Genomic DNA, 21,482 nt, shown 5'->3' on the forward strand with positions numbered 1-21,482 from the left:
GGTCCTTTTCGATGGGGTTGTTCAAGAAGCGAAAGTCTCGTGCCACCCGCAAGGCGGAGGCAAAGGCTCTCAAGCACAAGGCTGAGGTCGAGGCGAAGCTCAACGCCAAGAGCCAGCGTAAGCGCGACAAGGTCGAGACCAAGTCGCTCAAGAAGCTGGAGAAAGCCGAGATCGAGTCACAGCACAAGATCGAAAAGGCGCAGATCGCGACCCTGAAGGCGCAGGAGAAGGCTGCTGCGAATCAGGGCCTGACCGTCGCCAAGGTTCGCAAGTACCTGGGCGTGGCACGTCTGCTTGCCCCTGTTCTCCTGCCGATCGCGTACCGCGCGGCTACGGCAGTTCGCGCCCAGCTCGACACCACGCGCGCACAGAAGATGGGCATCGCCGTCGACCAGCTCGGCGACTACACCGGTCACGGCGCGAAGTTGAGCGCTCGTATCGCCGGTGCCGAGAGCTCGGTCACCGAGATCCTCAGCCGCAAGCCCGACGACGCGGAGACGCAGCGTTTCGCGGCCGCCATCCGTGAGCGCCTCGGCGATCTCAGCACGGCAGTTCGTGCTGCCGAGCAGATGCCGCAGGCTCGCCGAAAGGCAGCTCATCAGGCAATTTCTTCCGAACTCGACGGCGTCGAAGCAGATCTGCTCGCACGCCTCGGCGTGCGCTAGACCTGAGAAAGACAGTGAGAGCAGCCGAGCAGACCGCGACCCTCCGGGGGACAGCTGTCGGTTCCGCTTCGGCTGCTCTCGCTGTCGCTGCGCACGGAATCGGTGGAGGTGAGCTGCCACAGTCGTCTTCGCTGACCCTGCTGCTCGCAGTCTGCGCAACCGTCGGTGCCGTCACAGCCACCCTCCCCGCCCTCTCGCGGGGGCCCGCCGCCTTGATCGTGGCTCTGGGCCTGGGCCAGCTTGCCGCGCACACCACCATGACGCTCTCCGAGCACGCTCATTCGCCCGCTCCGGGATTGGTGATGCTCGGTGCTCACGCCGGTGCCACCGTCGCCTGTGCGCTGGCGGTCCTGGCTGCCGAGCGCCTCTACCGGGTTGTCACTCACGCTCTTCACGTCGTCCTGGCGTCCCTGGCGCCCGCCGCCGTCACTTCCCGCGGCCACACCGTCTCGACCGGAATCCATCACGGACCTGTCGACGCTCTGCTTCGCGCCAGCATCTCGCGGCGCGGTCCTCCTGCCCTGGTCTGAAGATTCGTAGAACTCCCCACCCCTTCACCAGACCAAGAGGACACTTCCCGACATGAAGAACACCCTGATTTCGCGTGCGGTTGTCACGACCGTCGCTACCGGCAGCGCCGTACTGCTGGCCGCCGGAATTGCTTCAGCACACGTCAGCGTCGTCGCACCAGGAGCTACGCAGGGCGGATACTCTGTTCTCACGTTCCGCGTGCCCACCGAATCCGACACCGCTTCGACCACCAAGCTGACGGTGGCACTCCCCGACCTCAAGTCGGCACGTACCGAACCGATGCCCGGCTGGACCGCTGTCGTGGAGAAGGACCCCACCTCGCTGGTCGCGAAGTCCGTGACCTGGACGGCCGATCCCGGCGTCGGCATCGCCCCCGGCCAGTTCCAGCAGTTCGTCCTCTCTGCCGGCCCGCTGCCGGAGCAGGAAGAGGTCGAGTTCAAGGCCGTCCAGACGTACAGCGACGGCAACGTCGTCAACTGGGATCAGGAAGAGCTTGCCGACGGCAGTGAGCCGGACAAGCCCGCGCCGACGCTGACTCTCGCCGCGTCCACCGGTGACGCGCACGGAGCGCCCTCTGCCGATAACACTGCCGAGACGTCCGCTGCCTCCGAATCTTCTTCGTCGGACAACACCGCCCGCTGGCTCGGCGGCGTCGGCCTGGTGCTCGGCGCGTTGGGCGCTGCACTCGGCCTCGGCGCACTGGTCAGGAGCAAGCGCTGATGAGTACCCGGATCAAGGTCATCGCCGTCGGCATGCTCGCGATGCTGGCCACGATGCTCGGAATGGGCACAGCCAACGCGCACTCCGCAGTGGTCGGTTCCAACCCCGAAAACGGTGCGTCGATTCAAGTTGCACCCGATACGGTTTCGGTCACGTTCAACGAGGCCCTGCAGGCGCAGTTCGCGGCACTGACCGTCACCGGTCCCGACGGCAACCTCTGGACCAAGAGCGATCCGTCCGTCGAAGGTCCCACTGTCAGTGCAGACCTCGGCGATCTCGGGCCGACCGGCGTCTACACGATCGCGTACCGCGTCACCTCCGCTGACGGCCACCCCGTCAACGGAACCCTGACGTTCACCCTCACCGAGGCGGGGTCGGGCACTCCCGGCGCTGCCGCCGCGTCGAGTACGGGTGAGTCGGAGTCCGGCAGCATGCCGGTGTGGATCTTCATCGTCGCCGGCGTCGTCGTGTTCGGCGGTGCGCTGTTCTTCGTGCTCCGTAAGCCGAAGTCGAGCTGATCGCGTGACGGGTACGGCAAACAGGTGGTGGTTGCTGTTTGCCGTACCCACAGCTCTGCTGGGAGTCCTGATCGCCTGGGGCCTCGCCAGCCCGTCGGGACCCGAATCGTCGAGCACGGTCCGCGTTCTCGCGATCGGATGCGGCTCGTTGACGCTCGGCATCGCGGCGCTTGCGTGGATGGGCCGCAGTGAACGCCGCCCGGCAACAACCCCTGCCGTCATGTGGACTCAGCTCACCGCGGTGGCAGCGGTCTGGCTCGTCACCGAGATCACGCTCCTCGTGCTCAATGCCGCAGCGGCCGACGGCGCCCCGGTCACCTCGCTGACCATCGGACACTTCGGCGCATTCGTCTCCGAGGTCAACGTCGGCCGCGTCGGCGTCGCGATCATCGCGTGCGCGTTTGCCGTCGTCTGTTACGGCATCTACGGATTCACAAATCCCGAGACGGTGCCCGTCGCACCGGCATTGGTCGTCTCCGCGTTGGCGCTCGCTGCCCGCCCGATCACCGGGCACATGGCGCAGCAGAGCTTCGGATCGATCCTCGACGCCGTTCACGTCCTCGCGGCGGCCCTGTGGTTCGGCGTGCTCGCCGCACTCGCCCTTGCCGTACCGTCGCGCGGTTCATGGGCGATCTGGTTGCCCAAGTACTCCGCCCTCGCCTGGCGATGCGTCCTCGCGTTGGTCGTCACCGGTATCGTCAACGCCGTCGTGCGACTCGACTCACTCTCCGCCTTCTACGACACCGCATACGGCCGGGTGATCCTCGCCAAGATCGTGGTGATCGCGCTGCTCGTCGCCCTGGGATGGTGGTGGCGCCGGACGTGGGTGGTCGCGAGTGCTGCACACCGCATGAGTTCGGACGGATCCCTGCGCCGCGCCATCGGTGAAGTTGTGTTCATGGCCATCGCTTTCGGGCTCGCCGCGGCCCTTGCGACAACTGCGTAAGACGTGCCTCAGCGCTACATTTCGTGACCCGCACATTTAACGTTTCACGTCGAGATTTAACCTCTACGTGAGTTTATTTTCCCAGCTTGCGGCGGTTTCCGGCCGCCCTTAGCGTTGCTCGCATGACGGAGGCCCAACGCTCGTTTCTCGTCTGCGCTTCGCAGCGCAGCGGCAGTACTTTGCTGGTCGAATCCCTGCGAGCAACCGGGGTCGCGGGTGAGCCGGAAGAGTTCTTCCAGTACCTCCCCGAGACCTCTCGATCGCCTCAACCGAGGCAGTGGTTCGAGGACGTCACGGACGAGTCCGTCCTGAGCCTGCTCGCCCCGTTTCACCCGGGCACGCCGGACACTCGCACCTCCGAACAGTGGCGCACACAACTTCTCGAACTCGGCCGAACCCCCAACGGAGTCTGGGGCGGCAAGCTGATGTGGAATCAGACGCCGCTCCTGCTCGATCGCGCGGCCGGACTGCCGTGGCGCAGTGGGACGGACCTTCGTTCGGCACTCCACGACACCCTCGATCACGACCTGCAGTTCATCCACGTCTATCGAGAAGATGTCGTCGCTCAAGCTGTGTCGATGTGGCGCGCCGTGCAGACACAGGTCTGGCGCGACGACGCGACTCCACCGAATCTCTCGGACGGTGCGCAGTACAACGCAGTCGGAATCGCGCACCTGGTGACGATTCTCGTTGAGCAGGAACGCCACTGGAAGCGCTGGTTCGAGGAAGAGGACATCTCTCCCATCGAAGTCGGGTTCCGCGATCTCACCGAAGACCCGCAATCCGTGGTCGCAAAAACCCTCATCTCCCTCGGCCTCGACGGACAACTGGCCCCACCACCGCCGCTGCGCCGTCAGAGCGACGGACGATCCCGCGAATGGGTGCAGCGCTACCGCAACGACGCCGAACAGAACGGATACCCCGTCACATGAGCACCGTCACCGATGTGGTCGACGAACTCCGAGTTCTCGAATCCGAAGCGGTTCACATCATTCGAGAGGTGGTGGCAGAGCTCGAAAGACCGGTACTGCTCTTCTCGGCCGGCAAGGACTCGATAGTCCTGCTTCGACTGGCCGAGAAGGCGTTTCGGCCGTCTCCGCTCCCCTTCCCGGTTCTGCACGTCGACACCGGTCACAATTTCGAGGAGGTCATCGAATTTCGCGACCGCCGAATCAAGGAGGGTGGACACACACTTCTGGTTGCCTCCGTTCAGGATTCGATCGACCAGGGCAGAGTGCAGGAGTCGACCGAGACCAGCGGATCGCGAAACCGCCTGCAGACCAGAACCCTGCTCGACGCTCTCGAGGGCGGAAGGTTCGACGCCGCGTTCGGTGGCGCCCGCCGGGACGAGGAACGTGCGCGCGCGAAGGAACGAGTCCTCAGCTTCCGTGACGAGTTCGGCCAGTGGGACCCGCGAGCGCAACGGGCCGAACCGTGGTCGCTCTACAACGGTCGGATCAGACGCGGCGAGTCCGTTCGTGTCTTCCCCCTGAGCAACTGGACCGAGCTCGATATCTGGCGCTACATCGCCCAGGAGGAACTGGAACTGCCGTCCATCTATTTCGCGCACCAACGGCGGGTGTTCGAGCGCGACGGGATGCTCCTCGCTGCTTCCGAATTCAGTACAGATGCCGAGAACGCTGCAGCCACGACCGAGTGGGTGCGGTATCGAACCGTCGGCGATCTGACCATCACCGGCGCCGTTCGATCGCACGCCACCACCATCGACGACGTCGTCACCGAAATCTCGGCCGCGACGGTGTCCGAACGAGGCGAGACTCGCGCAGACGACCGAACCTCGGTCGCCGCGATGGAAGACCGAAAGCGTGAGGGCTACTTCTGATGACCACCACCATCACTCGCCAACTCCTGCGGCTGGCAACGGCGGGTAGCGTCGACGACGGCAAGAGCACGCTGATCGGCCGGCTGTTGCACGACACCGACAGCCTGCCAACCGATCACCTCGATTCCGTGACCGACGAGCACGGTGTCGCCGACCTGGCTGCACTCTCCGACGGACTACGCGCCGAGCGTGAACAGGGCATCACGATCGACGTCGCGTACCGATTCTTCTCCACTCCGACAAGAAGTTACGTACTCGCCGACACCCCGGGACACGAGCGCTACACGCGCAACATGTTCACCGGAGCCTCCAACGCGCACGTGGCGGTCCTGCTGGTCGACGCGAGGACCGGCGTGCTGCGTCAGACGCGTCGGCACGCCAGAATCGCTGCGCTACTCGGTGTTCCGAACCTTGTGGCCGTGGTGAACAAGATCGATCTGGTGGATTTCGACGAAGCGAGATTCGCGCAGGTGCAGGAAGAACTGCGAGCCTTGGCGCGGCAAGTCGGGCGCGAGGACGTACTTGCCATCCCGGTCTCCGCGAAGGCCGGTGACAACGTCGTGACGCGTTCCGAGAACACCGCGTGGTACGACGGGCCGACGCTTCTCGAATATCTCGAAGGCGTCGAACTCCATGCGCCTGCGACACACATCGAGGAGCTTCGGCTTCCCGTGCAGTGGGTTTCGCGTCCAGATCCACAGAATCGGCGCCGGTATACCGGCCGCATATCGGCAGGCACACTGAGCGTCGGAGACGAGGTAGTGGTCCTGCCGTCCGGCTCGAAGAGCACCGTGATCGGCCTCGACACCCTCGACGACAACCGCACTACCGCCGTTGCACCACTGTCGGTTTCGGTGGAGTTGGCCGACGACATCGACGTCGGACGTGGCGACGTTCTGGTCAGCGGAGGTGCGCAGGCCCACTTGCCGGTTCTGGCCCGAGAACTCGAAGCCACGATCTGCTGGTTGTCGAACACGCCACTGCGAGCCGGCGATCGGATAGCACTCAAACATACGTCCCGGACCGTGCGAGCGACCGTTCAAGAACTGCACACCCGACTCGATCCCGAGACGCTCGACGAGCAGGACAGCCCGGTGGAGTTGGGGCTCAACGACATCGGAACGGTCACGCTCCGAACCAGTTCCGTGGTGGTCGCCGATACCTACGACCACAATCGGGACTCCGGCGCTTTCATTCTGATCGACGAGCAGAGCAACGACACCGTCGGCGCCGGCACCATTCTCGAACCACGCGTTGTCGTTCCCGGTGAGCAGACCCGCAACGACATCAAGTGGCATCCGTCTTCACTCGAACGTCAGCGGCGGTGGGCGTCGACGACCCAGAAGGGCGCGACGATCTGGTTGACCGGCCTGCCTGCCTCCGGAAAATCCACCGTCGCTGTGGCTGTCGAACGTGCGCTGGTCGACGCGGGACGCACCGCGTACCTCCTGGACGGTGACAACGTCCGCCACGGTATCTCCGACGATCTCGGGTTCTCACCGGGAGATCGGGCCGAGAACATCCGGCGCGTCGGACATCTCACTCGACTGTTCGCCGACGCCGGCGTGGTGGCCATCGCGTCGATGGTCTCGCCACTGCGTTCGGACCGGGCAATTGCGCGTGCTCTCAACGAAGCTGCCGGGCTCACCTTTCTCGAAATTGCTGTCACCACTCCCGTCGAAGAATGCGAACGCCGAGATCCCAAGGGCCTGTATGCACGTGCGCGAGCGGGTGAACTGAAGGGACTCACCGGTATCGACGCGCCGTACGAGACCCCGGAGGACCCGGACCTGGCTTTCGACACGACGGGGGCTGACATCTCCGAGTTGGTCGAGCGGGTCATCGCATTGTTGGAAGAACGCGAAGCCACCAGGCCCTAAGGGTTTTCGGTGTCCGACTCGAGATAGCCGCGGTCCGCGCTGTAGGCGGACCGCACGTTGGGTCGGACACCGATCTTTTCGAGATATGCCGCCATGCGGTGCACGGCCATCGCGCTACCCAATGCCTCGTCGGGAAGACGATCATCCGTTTCGGCGCGCCACGTGTGAAGCTGTGAGGACAATTCCGCCTGTACCGCCGACACTTCCGGTCGATCGATCAGATTGATCTTCTCGTCAGGGTCGGACCGCAGGTCGTACAGCTCGCGAGGCGCACGTACCGCCAGATGCTCGGTGCCGAGCGCCTTTCCGGAGAGACTGTCCTCGATGTCGAGCGGTAGATCCAGAGCCGGGCGGACGGCGTAGTTCTCGATATAGCTGTAGTCCTTGGTGCGCACCGCTCGAATGGGATCGAAGCTGTCGTGAAAGGTCTTCTCCGTGAACAAGGAAGTCCGGACGGGCTCGGAAGGCTGGGTTCCACGATCGACGAGGGCATCGGCGTGCGAGCGACCTTCCACCTCGGTGGGGACATCGATGCCGAGGAGATCGAGAATGGTCGGAACAAGGTCCACACCGCTGAAGAGTGTCTCGTATTCCTTTCCGCCACTGCGATACCGAGCCGGAGGGCGAGCGATCAACGCAATTCCGGTACCCGGGGCGTAGAGCGTCGACTTGGCACGCGGGAACGCGGCGCCGTGATCGGTGAGGAAGAAGACCCACGTGTTCTCGTCGAGCCCCTCTTCCTCGAGCGTCCCGAGCAGATCACCCACCGCGGCGTCGGCCACCTCTACGCTGCCGTGGAATTCGGCCAGATCCTCGCGTACCTGCGGCACGTCGGGAAGGTATCCGGGAACCTCCAGCGCTGCGGTGTCCGCCGGTGTGTAGCGATCGGCCGGGTACGGCCGATGCGTTTCGAAGAACCCCGTGGTGAGCAGGAACGGCTCGGGTGGGAAGCGTCGTAACCAGTTCTGGGCACGCGGAACCACGTAGTCGCAGAACGAATTGGTGACGTCGTACTCGTGATAGCCCAGTCGCTTCGGATACGCAGTCTCGTGCTGCATGCCGAACAGCGAGGTGTACCAGCCGTTGTCGGAGAGGATTTGCGGGAGCGTCTGCACCTCGGCGTGGTACTCCCAGCCGTGGTGCGCCAACCCGATCAGACCGTTGTTGTGCGGATACCTGCCCGAGAAGAGCGAACCGCGCGAAGGTGAGCACAGCGGCGCCGTCGCGTGTGCGTCGGTGAAGCGGATACCTTCTGCTGCCAGTCGGTCGAGATGGGGGCTGTTGACCCCGGCGACACCGTAACTTGCGAGGTGTCGCCCCAGGTCGTGCCAATGAATGATCAGGACGTTATCTCGCGCAGCCGACACGTGGGCAAGGCTAGTTGCCCCGCCCACGTGCGGCAACAGCTCGAATCAGCAGGATCTCAACTGTTTCTGCCGAGCTGCCTGATCCAGGCGCGGGTGTCGGCCGGATCGATGACGTCGTCCAGTTCGAACGTGGTCGCCGCCATCAGAGCCTTGCCCTGTGCGTAGGCCAGTTCCACGAACTGACCGAACAGGGTTTCCCGAGCCTCCGGATCTTCGACGGACTCGAGTTCCTTGCGGAAACCGAGACGCACCGCGCCTTCCAGACCCATCGGCCCGATCTCGCCCGTCGGCCACGCCACCGTGAACTCGGGTGCGTGGAAGGAACCACCGGCCATCGCCATGGCGCCCAACCCGTAACCCTTGCGCAGGATGATCGTTCCGAACGGCACCGTGAGGCGAGCACCGGCAACGAAGAACCTGCCGAACCTTCGGACCGTCGCCTCTTCCTCCGAATCCGGACCCACCATGAATCCCGGTGTGTCGCAGAGGGTCACCAGAGGGATGCGGTGCGCTTCGAGCAGTTCCAGGAAATCCGAAGCCTTGTCGGACGCCTCCGCGTCGATCGCTCCGCCGAGATGCTCGCTGCTGTTCGCCAGCACACCGTACGGAACTCCTTCGACGCGAACGAGTGCAGTCACTACACCGCGACCGTAATCTCGACGGAGTTCCAGGACGCTGTCGACATCCGCGATCGCATCGATCGCTCCACGAACGTCGTACGAGCGCAGGCGATTCTCCGGCACCACGTGCCGCGAGAGCCGCGGATCCGGAGCCGCCCACTCTCCGCTCGCGCCCTGGAAATAGCCGAGGTACTGCTTGGCCAGGGCCACAGCATGAGCGTCGTCGTCAGCGACCAGGTGTACGACGCCGTTGCGGCGCTGCACGTCGATGGGGCCGATGTCCTCGGGGCGGAAGTTTCCGAGCCCGCCGCCCTCGACCATGGCAGGGCCTCCCATGCCGATGTTGGCATCGGGCGTCGCGATCAGTACGTCGCAGGCACCGGCCAGGGCCGCGTTACCCGCGAAACAACGACCGGACACGACGGCGACCATGGGCACCCGTCCGCTCAGAGCCGCCATGGCTCGGAACGTTCCCAGCTCGAGGCCCGCCCCCGCGCCCGCGTCGGTGTCGCCCGGGCGACCGCCGCCACCTTCCGCGAACAGAACCACCGGAACTCGCTTGCGATCGGCGATCTCGAGCAGGCGGTCGGTCTTGGCGTGATTGCGCATGCCCTGGGTACCGGCCAGCACCGAGTAGTCGTACGAGATCACGACGCTCTCGCCGCCGCTGATGGTCGCTACTCCGCCGATCAGTCCGTCGGCGGGTGTGTTGGCGATCAGGTCTTCCTCGCTGCGTCGACTGCGCTGCGCTGCCAGCGCGAGAGCGCCGTACTCGACCAGGCTGTCGTCGTCGACCAGGTCGTAGACGTTCTCGCGAGCAGTCCGGCGTCCCAGCTTGTGGCGCTTGGCCACAGCTGCGGGCCGCGCCGCGTCCAGGGTCACCTCGTGGCGAGCGATGATCTCCGCGAGATCGGGGCGGACGTCGTCGAGGTCCACCTCGTCGACCTCGGCGAGCTTCGAGCCCGCGCTCGCGCTACGAACGACGAGCAATGGTTCGCCCGCTCCGACCGATCGTCCCGGTGACGACAACACTCGGACCACTTCGAGGTCACCGGACGCCGAAAGTACATGCTGCATCTTCATCGCCTCGAGGACGGCAATCTGGCCTCCCGCATGGACACCGTCACCGACGGCGGCAAGTTCGACGACGATGCCCGCCATCTGTGCACGAACCACGTCTTCGTCCGGTGCCACGTCCACGTTCGAGGAAGGCGTTTGCGGACCGGCTTCGGGAACAAGATCCGCCAATCGCGAACCCAACCAGTCGACGTCGACCAGACCGTCACGGAAGTCCTTGTCGGACAATATGGCCTGCAAGAATTCGAGGTTGGTCGCCACACCGTCGATGGTGAACTCACTCAGAGCAGCAATCGACTTGCGCACAGCGGCAGGAAAATCCGATCGACGCGTGTGGGTGACGACCTTCGCCAGCAGCGAATCGTACCGCGCACTCGGCGAGAGTCCGACCGTACCGAAGGTGTCCACTCGCACGCCGGGCCCGCCCGGAGGGGTGAAGTTGTCGAGGGTGCCCGACGACGGCAACGCATTGCCGTCCGGCGTCATGGTTTCCATGTTGACGCGAGCCTGGATCGCGATTCCCGATGCGATTGCCACGGATCCGACTGTTTCCGAGCCCTTCTCGACAGCGGTGATTCCGGTTGGCAGGTCCAGATTCTCGAACGGAACTCCGTCCGCGATCGCGAGCTGTACGGCGACGAGGTCGACTCCGGTGACCTCCTCGGTCACCGTGTGCTCCACCTGAATTCGGGGATTGACCTCGAGGAAGACGAATCCGCGTTCCTCGACCAGGAACTCGACAGTCGCGATGCCGCGGTAGCCGACCTCGGCGCACAGCCTCGCGGCCGCAGCGTGAAGACGCTCGCGCAGGGCCTCCGACAGCCCCTGCGCGGGCGCAACCTCGATCAACTTCTGATGCCGACGTTGGACGCTGCAATCGCGGTCACCCAGAGCGAGCGCGCGGGTTCCGCCTTGCCCCGGTGCCGCCACGATCTGCACTTCGATGTGCCGAGCGTGCTCACTGAGTACCTCGGCGAACAGTGCCGAACTACCGAACCCCGACTGGGCTTCGGCCGCACACACACGGTACGCGTCGTCGAGAGCTTTCGGGTCCCGCACCGCGCGCATGCCGCGACCACCGCCACCGCTGAGCGCCTTGATCATGATGCCGCGGGAGTTGCGCTCGAAGAATTCACGTACCTCCGCGAGGTCGGCATTCGCCGATGTCGACGGCAGGACCGGTATGCCCGAGTCGACAGCCGCAGTGCGGGCGCCGGCTTTGTCGCCGAAAGTCCGGAGGACCTGGGCGTCCGGACCGACGAAGACGATCCCCGCCTCGGTGCATGCCTGCGCGAATTCGGCGTTCTCGCTGAGGAATCCGTAGCCCGGGTGTACGTGCGTGGCACCGGTTTCGGCAGCGATCTTCAGCAAAGCGCCCTGATCGAGGTAGGCGGAAGCACCCGAGGCTCCGAGCGCCACCGACTCCGTCGCCGCCGAGACGTGCGGGCTGGACGCGTCGTCGTCGGCGTAGACGGACACCGTCTCGATCCCGAGTTCACGGGCAGTTCGAATGATCCGCAGCGCAATCTCGCCGCGGTTCGCAATCAGCAGTCTCACTTGTCCCCCTGAGTGCGCTCGAACAGATCGCCCTTGCGCACCTTTCCTGTCGCTGTCATCGGAAGCGCCTCGAGCACTTCCACTTCGGGCACCTTGTACGTGGCCATGTTCTCCTTCGCCCACGAGACGATCTCGTCGGCCGCGGTGTCGGAACCCTCGACCAGCTGGACAAACGCAAAAGCAACCTGTCCCTTGTCCTGATCCGGTTTCGGCACCACCGCAGCCTTTTCGATCGCGGGATGGAGCATCAGCAGCGCTTCCACCTCGGAGGGAAAGACACTCATGCCGTTGGTCTTGATCATTTCCTTGTTGCGCGCCAGATAGTGCAAACCGCCACGCTCACTGAACTTTCCGACGTCGCCCGTCTGCAGCCAGCCGTCACGGATGGCGTCGGCGGTGGCGACCTCGTTGCGGTAGTACGCGGAAAGGATCGACGGACTGCGCACGATGATCTGTCCGTGCTCGCCGACGGGAACCGGCCTGCCGTCGTGATCGACGATCAGAACGTCGGTGCCGGGCACCGGAATCCCACAGAACACCGGCTCGCTTTTCAGGTCGTAGTCACCGTCCTGGAAGCCGAGGGTGATCGTGTCCGCGGTGTGGGTTTCGGTCATGCCGTAGCTCGCTTCGCGCAGAACGCCGCCGGTAGCCTCGCGCCACCGCTGGCGCGTGGCCGGATCGAGTTTGAGAACAAACGAGACTGCCATGGCGTTCTGGAGTGTCGAGAGATTTCGCTCCGAGAACCCTGATGTGTCCATCAGTTCGACGTAATTGTCGACGGTTCCGACCAGTGAGGTCACACCGTAGGTCTCGACCGCGTCGAGCGTGGTCTCCGCATCCCAACGATTCAGCAGGACAACGGTTCCGCCGTTGACGAGCGGAACCAGAATGCCGAAGTCCTCACCCGCGATCCAGAAGATCGGCAGAAACACCAGAGATACCGGCGGATTGGCACCCACCTGGTCACCACCGGCAAGCGTCGCGGTGGCCGCGGTGTAAACCATGTGACGCTGAGTGTGCTCACAACCCTTGGGCATTCCCGTCGTTCCGCCCGTGTAGTTCAGGGCGGCGAGGGAATCGAGTTCGGTGGCAACGGGAGTCGCACGCTCACTGGTGATGATCGACTGCCAGTCGCTCAGGCGCGGATCGTCGACCTCGAAGGGCAGTTCGACGGTGGGGATCGCGGTAAGCATGTCGGAGACGGCAGTCTTCGCGACGTGTTCGAGTGGTGTCTGCGAACGAATCTTCTTCACCAACTTCGAGAAGGTGTTCTGCGTCAGAAGAACCGTGACGCCCGCATCGTTGAGTTCGTGAATCAATTCGTGTTCACGGAAGAGCGGATTGATCGGCACGTGAACCGCACCGACCTTGAGAATGCCGAGCATCGCGATATGGAACTGCGGGCAATTGACCAGGTGAACGCCGACGCGATCGCCGCGTTCGACTCCGAGTGAAAGCAGCCATCCGGCAAAACGATCCGAAAGCTCGTCGTATTCGGAATACGTGACGACCCGGCCGTAGAAGACGATTGCGGGAGTATCCGGCCGCTCGACCGCCCAATGCCGCAAGTAATCGACAAGTCCCCCACCTTCGAGCGGATACTCGACGGCGCGGGGAATGCCGGCGGGCCAATGCGCTTGTTGCAGCGCGGAGATTTCCGCCAGAGCCGCTTCGAGCACGTCTTTTTCTGCCACCGATCACTCCATTCGTAAAAGAAATCTATTTCGACTCTTCGAACCCGATCAACCGCTCGGACATCGTCGTCATATCCGCAATGAACTGGTTCTGCTCTTCGACACTCGCCTTACTCAGTCGTGCTCCACCGGCCATCTGTGCGTCCGAGATCATCTGAACGAGCACCGGGGGCGAAACGCAGGGATCCACGTCGTGAACCTGTTGAATCCGTTCGACGAAGCGCACGTAGCGGCTCACGAGCTTTTCGCGAACCGCCGACCAACTGCGCTCGACCTCGGAATCCACCCGCGCCCGATGCTCGATCACCGCGAGCAGGTCACCGTAGGTGTACACGGCCGTGATGAACGCCGACGTGGTCGTTCGGAGAACTTCGCGTAGATCCTCGGCCGCCGGGCCCTCCATGTGCTGAGCGTCGAGGAACCGTCGACACATCATTTCGGCGACGGCACGGAAGACCTCGTCCTTCGAGGAGAAGTACGCGTAGAAGGTCGCCCGGGAAACATCAGCCCTGGTCGTGATCGTCTCGACGGTCACAGCGTCGTATCCGAGTTCGCCGAAACAGAGCGCAGCGGTATCGAGCAGGCCGGCCCGGCGTGGACCGTCCCCGAGCTTGCGGGCTGTCCGCGCTCGCTCCTGCGTTTCGCTGGTGGTCACCGTCACAGTGTGTGTTGACGTTGACGTCAATGTCAAGAACCGACCCCGCGTCGACCGAACTCGATCTTTTGTTCGGGTTGCCCTTTCACAGCACATATATCGGGTGTAAGACTCTGCCTCTAATGCTTTTCGCCTTTCCCAGAAGGAGTCAGTTCTGTGCCAGAAGAATCCGCCTCACCCTCCTATTCCACAATCAAGGAAACAGTTGCAGCTTTGATGCCGGAACTGGAGTCGGAACTTGTCGAACTCGTTCGTATTCCGTCGATAGCAACAGAGGGTTTCCCCAGCAAACCCCTGTTCGAGGCTCACGACCTGATCGTTTCTCTACTGGAAAAGTCCGGAGTCACGAAGATAGAGAAACTCGAGATAACAGGTAAAACCGCGCCCGTCATCATCGCAACAGTTCCCGGCCCCGCCGGGTCCCCGACAGTATTGATGTATTCGCACTACGACGTCGTTCCCGCCGACGACATCGAACTCTGGGATTCTCCGCCTTTCGAGCCGACCAGACGCGACGGCGCGATATACGGCCGCGGTACAGCAGATTCGAAGGCAAATGTCATCGGCATGATCGGCGCACTTCGCGTATTCGACGGAAAGCCGCCGGTGACGGTCAAGCTCGTCATCGAAGGCCAGGAAGAATTCGGCAGCCCCTTCGACAACTATCCGCCCGAAGCCCCCGAATTGTTTGCGGCCGACGCAATGGTCATCGCCGACGTCGGCAGCGTTCGCCCCGGATCGCCGACTCTGACCGTCGCATTGCGCGGATCCGCCCAGGTGATCGTCGAACTCACCACTCTCGGAGCCGACAAGCACAACGGCCTCTACGGCGGCGCCGCACCGGACGCCCGCCTCGCGCTCATCCGCGCACTGGCGTCGCTGCACGACGACAACGGTGACGTCGCCGTCGACGGCCTCCTGCGCGAACCGTGGACCGGCAGTTCATATACCGAGGACGAGTTCCGCACCCTCGCCGAGATCCGCGACGGGCTTCCGCTACTGGGCACCGGCGGCATCGGCGAACGCATCTGGTCGGGCCCGGCCGTCACCGTGACCGGAATCGACGCTCCTCCGGTGGACGGTGCCGTCAATGCCGTCGCCAGCACCGCCCGCGCCGTGATCAATCTGCGCGTGCACCCGCGCCAACCTGCCACCGAGGCGCAGGCTGCTCTGGTCCGGCACCTGGAAGCCTTGCGGCCCTTCGGGTTGGCGTTGACCGTCACTGCAGGAGAAACGGGCGACGGGTTTGCCGCGGCCGAAGGCGGACCGGCCTTCGACGCAGCGCTGTCAGCACTCTCGCAGTCATGGGGTGAGCCGGCCGGACTGATGGCAGGCGGCGGATCGATCCCCCTCGTCATGGCCTTGGATACAGCAGTGCCGACCGCTGAGAAGCTGTTGTTCGGCGCCACCGACGGCTACGCGAACATCCACGGCCCCAACGAACGCGTCCTGCTCGACGAGCTGGAGAAGGCCGTCGTCGCCAAAGCCCTGTTCTTTCAGGAGTACGCACACACCTTCGAGGGGAAGAAATGAGCACCGAAACCGACACGGGATCCGCGCAGACACCGGCCAAGAAGAAGTTCGAGTTCCCCGGTGCGGTCACGATGCTCGCGATCGTCACCGTCCTGGTCTGGGTTGCAGCACTGTTCATTCCGGCCGGACGCTTCGGCGTCGACGTGGACGGCTCACCCGTTCCCGGCAGCTTCGAGACCGTCACGTCTCCGCTCTCGTTCTGGGAACGAATCCAGCAGCTGATCCTCTCCCCCGTGAACGGCCTGTACGGCGTGCAGGATTCGATCACCGGGTTCGTCGACACCGACAACATCGGACGGCTCTTCGGCTCGGTCGGCGTCGTCCTCTTCATCATGGCGCTCGGTGCGTTCATCTCCGTCAGCTTTGCCACCCGCAGCCTCGAAACCGCTGTCTCCCAACTCGCCACCAAGCTCAGCGACAAGGGCTGGCTGCTCATCACCGTCATCATGGTGCTGTTCTCGCTGCTGGGTTCGACGATGGGCTTCTCGGTCGAGACCTTCGGCTTCTACGCCCTGCTCATACCGCTGATGACGGCACTGGGTTACGACCGCATGGTCGCGGCCACCATGATCATCCTCGGCGCACTGGTCGGGAACATGGCGTCGACGGTCAACCCGTTCTCGATCGGCGTCGCCTCGGGTGAAGCAGGCGTCTCCATCGGTGACGGCATCGTGCTGCGCGTGATCCTGTGGATCGTATTGACCGCAGTAGCAGTGGTATTCGTTCTCCGCTACGCCGCGAAGGTGAAGAAGGACCCGTCCAAGTCGCTCGTCGGTTTCGACATCGAGGACGACGAAGACGAGGAGCCGGCCGAGCCGGTGGACATCGACGGCAAGCTCACCGGAACTCAAAAGCTGGTGCTGCTCATCACCGGGCTCACCTTCGGATTGATGATCTTCTCCGTCATCCCCTGGTCGAGCATCTTCGGTGCCACCACCGGACCGGCCGAGTACGACGCGTACCACGTCACCACCACCGAACCCTACTGGTTCGAGTTGAACTGGTGGTTCCCGCAATTGGCGATGCTGTTCATCCTCGCCGCAGTTCTCGTCGGCATCGTCGCGAAGATGGGTGAGAAGAAGATCGTCTCCCTGATCACGCGTGGAGCCGGCGACATGGTCGGCCCGGCAATCGTCATCCTGCTCGCTCGCGGCGTCTCGGTGATCATGACGAACACCGAAACCCTCGACACCATCCTCAATGCGATGGAGCAATTGGTCAGCGGCGCTTCGGCCGGAGTCTTCGCGATCCTCGTGATGCTCGTCAACATCCCGTTGGCGTTTCTGATCCCGTCCAGCTCCGGTCACGCCACCCTGGCGATGCCGCTGCTCGCTCCGCTCGGCGACTTCGCCGGAGTCAGCCGCGCACTCGTCATCACCGCCTTCCAGATGGGCCACGGCCTGATGCTGATGGTCGCCCCGACCAACGTCGTCGTTGTCGGCGGGCTGGCGATGGCGAAGGTGGGCTACGACAAGTTCCTACGCTTCGTCTGGCCACTCCTGCTGATCAACTTCGTGATCGTCGTCGTGGTGATCGGGGCGGCAGCGGTATTCGAGTAGTTCAGGCGTGGTCGGCCTCGCGTGCCTCCGTCTCCAGACGGTCGTTGTACTCGGCCCACCACGCCTGATCACCGGGAGCCAGATTGTCGTCGCCCGCTTTCATCCCCGCGGCACCGTCGATCAACTCCCGGACGATGTCCGCATGGCCGGCGTGCCGATGGATCTCGGTGACGACGTGAACGAGTATCCGATGCAACGTGACGTCTCGCCGATTCTCCGGCCAATGCTTCACGAAGCCGGGGGCATCGAGATCGTGCTCCTCGATCGTGGCGTCGGCGAAAGCCCAGGTACGGCGATAGGTTTCGACGATGTCGGCCCTGGACTCGTCGGCGCGGGCCCACATGTCGACGTTGAGTTCCTCCGAACGCAACCACGCAGGTAGATCGGGAACACGTCGGCCGAACGTCGGACCGAAATACCCGAGCTCGACGCCGATCATGTGTTTGACCAGACCCAACAAGTTGGTCCCTGTCCGGGTCATCGGACGCCGAATGTCATACTCCGACAGCCCGTCGAGCTTCCAGACGAGCACGTCGCGCGCTGCCTGCAGGTACCGCCGGAGATCTTCCTTTTCCGAGTTGGTGGTCATGAAACCAACCTAAACCGAGTGGAGCACACATTGACAGCGGTGGAGGATCTGACCGAGGTTGCCTCCCGGGCCGTCGCCGCCGAGCGTGACGCCAGATCGGTGCGCTGGCACAACCCGACGGCGGTCCGCAAAGCCGCCGCGTCCGTCCGTGATTCGCTCGACGACGAACGAACTGCGCTGAGCCGACCGTCGTACAGTGGGTTGTCGCCCTCGCCGCACATGGCGCACCAACTCGAACTGATCACCCGGTTGCAACCACCGCTTCCCGCCGACGCCTCCATCGGTACCGCCGCGCAGGCCGAGGCCGACGCCGTTGCCGCGGTCACCACTGCACGGATAGCCCTGCGCGCCGCCCACCTTGCGGTTCTCGAAGCACGCGTCGCCGCGCTCGATGCCGGTGACACCGATACCGTCGCCGCTGCGATTCGCGGTTACGTCCCGCTGACCTCGGCAACCCCGTCGTCCGGCATGTACAGGGTCTCGGCTCGCGAATCCGTGAGGAAGCACGGCACGTCGTGAGTGGCAAGCCTCGGTCGATCGCTTTTCGGCTGGGGCTGAGCCTCGGAATGGGCTTGGCATACCTGGCTTTCATCCGCCTCTTCCAGTGGGACGCCAAGGAAGATCGACTGCCTTACCTTGCGCTGTACGCACTCTCGGGTGTGGTCGGAAGCGTCGTGTGCACCAATGCACTCAGCTTCGACGCCGGCCGCGTCCGTGCTGCGTTGTCCGGCGGCACCAGGCTCTGGCACGTACTGGTCGCGAAGAACGCGGTGATGCTGCTTCTCGTCGGCAGCGCCGGGTTCCTGCTCAGCGCCGTCCTCGCCTGGCGCTCCGGAAGCAGCGCTGATCTGGTGAAGGCGTGCGGTCAGGTGCTGACCATGATCCTGCTGTGGCTCGGCGTCGCCAACGTGATGTCCGTGGCGTTGCCGCTGCGGGCCGAACCGATGACGGCACGGCGCCACGACGGCACGTGGAAGCAGTTCCTGCTGTCTTTCGTCATCTCCTACGGTGTCGGACTGATCGTCAATCTGATGCTCTACTGGCGAGTCTGGGCCAAGACGACGCTGCTCGAGCAAATGGGCGGACCATGGATTCCGGTCCTGTTGCTCCTCGCGAGCGCGGCGGCTACCTGGCTGCTGCTGACCGTCCTGGCCGTACTCGTGGCCGAGCAACCACGCTTCCGACGCGCCTTGCAACGGGAGATGGTGGTCTACCGCGAAGAAACCAACCACCTGCAGGCGACCATTCAGCACAATTCCGGCTAATGTAACCGTGCGTGGCTGATCCGGGCACGTCGCGAGTACACCGCGAGTACACGCAGTGTCGAGGAAGGCGTGACCCATCATGTCCGTAAAGCCTGGCGCAGCCGCCACAACGGCCGCCGTGAGTACCGCCTCCTGGCTACCACTCGTCGTGGTGGTCCTCACCCAGATCCAGGCGTCGTTCGCCGTCAACGCCCTGACCGTCTCGATGGCCGGTATCACCACCGACCTCGACACGCCCGCAACAAGTGTCGGCACAGCGATCACCGCGGGCACCTTCGCCATGGCTGCCTTCATTCTGCTGGGAGCCAAGATCGGCGCCCGGTACGGAACGCGTTTGGTCTTCCAGATTGCGGTCGCGATTCACGGTCTCGCGATGGCCGCGGTTGCTCTGAGTCAGAGCCCGGCAATGCTGTTCGTGGCGCAAGCTGCGTCCGGCGCAGTGATCGCCCTCATCGCTCCCGCATTGACGGTCTTCATCGCCACGAACTTCAGTGGCGATCAGCAGGCAAAGGCCATCGGTTACCTGGCAGCAGCAATCCCAGCAGCCGGTGTGCTGGCACTGCTCATCGCCGGTTCCTTCGCGACGACGATCGGGTGGCGTTACTCGTTCGCTCTCGTCGTGGCGCTCGCCGTGGTCAACCTGATCCTGAGCTTCCGTGTCAAACCTGTTCCCCCACAGAAGGACATCACCATCGACTGGGCCGGCGCCGCCATTGCTGCCGTTGCCGTCATCCTGCTCAGCTTCGGATTCAGCGGCCTGAACTCGTGGGGCGTCATCCTTGCCACCGACGCTGCGCCGTTCTCGGTCATCGGTGTTTCACCCGCGGCAATCCTGATCGTCCTCGGCACCATCTGCGCGCAGGGCTTCTTCCAGTGGACGCGAAGCCGCAAGGCACAGAACAAGCCTCAGCTCTTCAACCTCGACGTTCTCAAGACCGGCGCCGAGCGCGCCACCACGATCTGCATGGCGACGATGATGTTTGTGGGAACGGCGGCCAACTTCCTCATTCCGCTGTACATGCAGATCATCCAGGGCCGCACCAGCTTGCAGACGTCGTTCTCGATCATCCCGTACACACTCTCGATCTTCATCGCGAGCACCGTCGTCGCGCGCCTGTACAAGACGTACTCCCCGCGCCTGATCGCACGAGCCGGGTTCGTCGTTGTTGCCGCTGGACTCATCCTGTTGGCCTTCACCATTCGTGGCGACTGGCATCAGATCTTCGTCGTCATCGGACTGATCACTCTCGGCCTCGGGCAGGGCGCCATCGTTGCGCTGGTGTTCAACACCCTCCTCACCGCAGCCCCCAAGGAACTGGCCGGTGACGTCGGTGCCTGGCGAGGACTGGTACACAACATGTCCGGCAGCGTCGGCATCGCGGTGGCCAGCGTGTTCGCCGTCGGAATCCTCGGTACCCTCGTCAGCGCGCAGCTGATCGACAACCCCACCATCCCGGCATCGCTCAAGGTCGAGTCCGGGATCAATCTCGACCAGGTCAACTTCGTGCCGAACGATCAACTCGTCGTGACGCTCGAAAACACCTCGGCGACAGAAGCGCAGATCGACGAAGCCATCCGGATCAACACCGAAGCGCGCCTGCGCGCACTGCGAACCTCGCTGCTCGTACTCGCCGGACTCTCTCTGCTCGCCGTCATTCCGGCCGGGCGCATGCCCAACGAAGTACCTGCTCTGGAAGAACCGCAACCCACGAAGGGCAAGAAGTAACCGATGTCCAACCAAGACCAGTTCGGCCCCATCGAATACGTAGCCGTCGAGTTTCCCAGCGGTGCACCGACCTCCGCAGGATTCGAGCAGCTGCTCACTCTCGTCGACTCCGGAGCGATCCGCATCCTCGACCTCGAGTTCGTCACCAAGGCCGCCGACGGATCGGTATCCGTCGTACCGGCCTCCACCTTCGAACTCGAAGATTTCGATCTGGCGCAGTTCGACGGCGCTGCCTCCGGACTGCTCGACGCCGGCGACATCGCTGCCGTCGGTGACGAGTTGGCCGCCGGAAGTGTTGCCGCCGTACTCGTCTACGAGGAACTGGCCATACTGCCTGTCATCGATGCCTGGACACGCAGCGGCGCAAAGGTCGTCACCGAAGGTCACCTGAGCTTGGACGAACTGGCTGATGCACTCGACAACACCGCACCGGAAAATACGGAGAAGGACACATGAGTTTCTTGAGGCGAGCCGGCCGGGTAGCCGTCGCGAGCTCCATTCACGGCAATGTTCAGCGCCGTCAGCGGACCCGTTGGGCCGCCGAAGATCAGGCTCGCGCAGCCCAGGCCCAGCCGGTGCCGCCGATTCCGGATCTACCGCCCCTGCCGCCGCAGGCAGCCCCGACAGCGTCGATGGACGCGAAGATCGAACAGCTCACCAAGCTGGGCGAACTCAAGAACGCCGGCGTATTGACGGACGCCGAGTTCGAGACCCAGAAGGCGCGCATTCTCGCCTGA

The 21,482-nt window shown here is 63.9% G+C and carries 20 protein-coding genes; 15 read left to right on the forward strand and 5 right to left on the reverse strand.

Features of this window, described 5'->3' with window-relative positions:
• The first annotated feature begins 11 nt into the window (after positions 1-11).
• The 8 genes from DBV08_RS06510 to cysC all read left to right on the forward strand — a co-directional run bounded on the left by DBV08_RS06510 (position 12) and on the right by cysC (position 7,103).
• The gene (locus tag DBV08_RS06510) at positions 12-665 is read left to right on the forward strand and encodes a DUF6474 family protein (RefSeq protein ID WP_003944178.1); all 654 of its coding nucleotides are present in this window, start codon (positions 12-14) and stop codon (positions 663-665) included.
• A gap of 14 nt (positions 666-679) precedes the next feature.
• Positions 680-1,195, forward strand: coding sequence for a hypothetical protein (locus DBV08_RS06515; protein WP_095969421.1), 516 nt, complete (start codon positions 680-682; stop codon positions 1,193-1,195).
• Positions 1,196-1,247: 52 nt separating this feature from the next.
• On the forward strand, positions 1,248-1,916 hold the full coding sequence (locus tag DBV08_RS06520; protein WP_095969420.1) for a YcnI family protein: 669 nt from the start codon (positions 1,248-1,250) through the stop codon (positions 1,914-1,916).
• A complete protein-coding gene (locus DBV08_RS06525) occupies positions 1,916-2,434 on the forward strand; it encodes a copper resistance CopC family protein (RefSeq protein ID WP_124566896.1) in 519 nt (172 codons plus the stop codon). The genes DBV08_RS06520 and DBV08_RS06525 overlap by 1 nt, the downstream gene beginning before the upstream one ends.
• 4 nt (positions 2,435-2,438) lie before the next feature.
• Positions 2,439-3,380, forward strand: coding sequence for a copper resistance D family protein (locus DBV08_RS06530; RefSeq protein ID WP_124566897.1), 942 nt, complete (start codon positions 2,439-2,441; stop codon positions 3,378-3,380).
• A gap of 122 nt (positions 3,381-3,502) precedes the next feature.
• A complete protein-coding gene (locus tag DBV08_RS06535) occupies positions 3,503-4,312 on the forward strand; it encodes a trehalose 2-sulfotransferase (RefSeq protein ID WP_124566898.1) in 810 nt (269 codons plus the stop codon).
• A complete protein-coding gene (cysD, locus tag DBV08_RS06540; protein WP_095969417.1) occupies positions 4,309-5,223 on the forward strand; it encodes a sulfate adenylyltransferase subunit CysD in 915 nt (304 codons plus the stop codon). The genes DBV08_RS06535 and cysD overlap by 4 nt, the downstream gene beginning before the upstream one ends.
• The gene (gene cysC / locus DBV08_RS06545; RefSeq protein WP_124566899.1) at positions 5,223-7,103 is read left to right on the forward strand and encodes an adenylyl-sulfate kinase; all 1,881 of its coding nucleotides are present in this window, start codon (positions 5,223-5,225) and stop codon (positions 7,101-7,103) included. Before cysD ends, cysC begins: the two co-directional genes overlap by 1 nt.
• On the opposite strand, the gene DBV08_RS06550 is transcribed toward cysC, so the two are convergent.
• From DBV08_RS06550 to DBV08_RS06565, 4 genes are read right to left on the reverse strand one after another with little or no spacing between them, the layout of a single operon-like run.
• Positions 7,100-8,470, reverse strand: coding sequence for a sulfatase (locus DBV08_RS06550; RefSeq protein WP_124566900.1), 1,371 nt, complete (start codon positions 8,468-8,470; stop codon positions 7,100-7,102). The two genes, cysC and DBV08_RS06550, sit on opposite strands and share 4 nt — an antisense overlap.
• Positions 8,471-8,526: 56 nt before the next feature.
• The gene (locus DBV08_RS06555) at positions 8,527-11,724 is read right to left on the reverse strand and encodes a carboxyl transferase domain-containing protein (RefSeq protein ID WP_124566901.1); all 3,198 of its coding nucleotides are present in this window, start codon (positions 11,722-11,724) and stop codon (positions 8,527-8,529) included.
• Positions 11,721-13,418: an AMP-binding protein gene (locus DBV08_RS06560; protein WP_124566902.1), complete on the reverse strand. Its 1,698-nt coding sequence runs from the start codon at positions 13,416-13,418 to the stop codon at positions 11,721-11,723. Before DBV08_RS06560 ends, DBV08_RS06555 begins: the two co-directional genes overlap by 4 nt.
• Before the next feature lie 25 nt (positions 13,419-13,443).
• On the reverse strand, positions 13,444-14,079 hold the full coding sequence (locus tag DBV08_RS06565; protein WP_095969412.1) for a TetR/AcrR family transcriptional regulator: 636 nt from the start codon (positions 14,077-14,079) through the stop codon (positions 13,444-13,446).
• Positions 14,080-14,229: 150 nt separating this feature from the next.
• Here DBV08_RS06565 and DBV08_RS06570 point away from each other — a divergent pair, with 150 nt between their 5' ends.
• A complete protein-coding gene (locus DBV08_RS06570; RefSeq protein ID WP_124566903.1) occupies positions 14,230-15,606 on the forward strand; it encodes a M20/M25/M40 family metallo-hydrolase in 1,377 nt (458 codons plus the stop codon).
• Positions 15,603-17,165: a YfcC family protein gene (locus tag DBV08_RS06575; RefSeq protein ID WP_124566904.1), complete on the forward strand. Its 1,563-nt coding sequence runs from the start codon at positions 15,603-15,605 to the stop codon at positions 17,163-17,165. Before DBV08_RS06570 ends, DBV08_RS06575 begins: the two co-directional genes overlap by 4 nt.
• 1 nt (position 17,166) lies before the next feature.
• On the opposite strand, the gene DBV08_RS06580 is transcribed toward DBV08_RS06575, so the two are convergent.
• Positions 17,167-17,754 (reverse strand): DinB family protein, encoded by a 588-nt coding sequence (locus tag DBV08_RS06580; protein WP_124566905.1) that lies wholly within the window; start codon positions 17,752-17,754, stop codon positions 17,167-17,169.
• 18 nt (positions 17,755-17,772) lie between these two features.
• Here DBV08_RS06580 and DBV08_RS32785 point away from each other — a divergent pair, with 18 nt between their 5' ends.
• The 5 genes from DBV08_RS32785 (at position 17,773) to DBV08_RS06600 (ending at position 21,482) form a co-directional block, all read left to right on the forward strand.
• Positions 17,773-18,273 (forward strand): hypothetical protein, encoded by a 501-nt coding sequence (locus DBV08_RS32785; RefSeq protein ID WP_260395337.1) that lies wholly within the window; start codon positions 17,773-17,775, stop codon positions 18,271-18,273.
• Positions 18,270-19,019, forward strand: coding sequence for a hypothetical protein (locus DBV08_RS06585; RefSeq protein WP_260395338.1), 750 nt, complete (start codon positions 18,270-18,272; stop codon positions 19,017-19,019). The genes DBV08_RS32785 and DBV08_RS06585 overlap by 4 nt, the downstream gene beginning before the upstream one ends.
• A 79-nt stretch (positions 19,020-19,098) precedes the next feature.
• Positions 19,099-20,745, forward strand: a complete 1,647-nt coding sequence (locus DBV08_RS06590) for an MFS transporter (RefSeq protein ID WP_124566906.1) — start codon at positions 19,099-19,101, stop codon at positions 20,743-20,745.
• A gap of 3 nt (positions 20,746-20,748) precedes the next feature.
• Positions 20,749-21,201, forward strand: coding sequence for a DUF6325 family protein (locus DBV08_RS06595; RefSeq protein ID WP_124566907.1), 453 nt, complete (start codon positions 20,749-20,751; stop codon positions 21,199-21,201).
• Complete coding sequence (locus DBV08_RS06600; RefSeq protein WP_095969406.1) at positions 21,198-21,482, forward strand: SHOCT domain-containing protein; 285 nt, start codon at positions 21,198-21,200, stop codon at positions 21,480-21,482. The genes DBV08_RS06595 and DBV08_RS06600 overlap by 4 nt, the downstream gene beginning before the upstream one ends.

Source organism: Rhodococcus sp. KBW08 (genome assembly GCF_003852455.1).
Classification (GTDB): Bacteria; Actinomycetota; Actinomycetes; order Mycobacteriales; family Mycobacteriaceae; genus Rhodococcus_F; species Rhodococcus_F baikonurensis.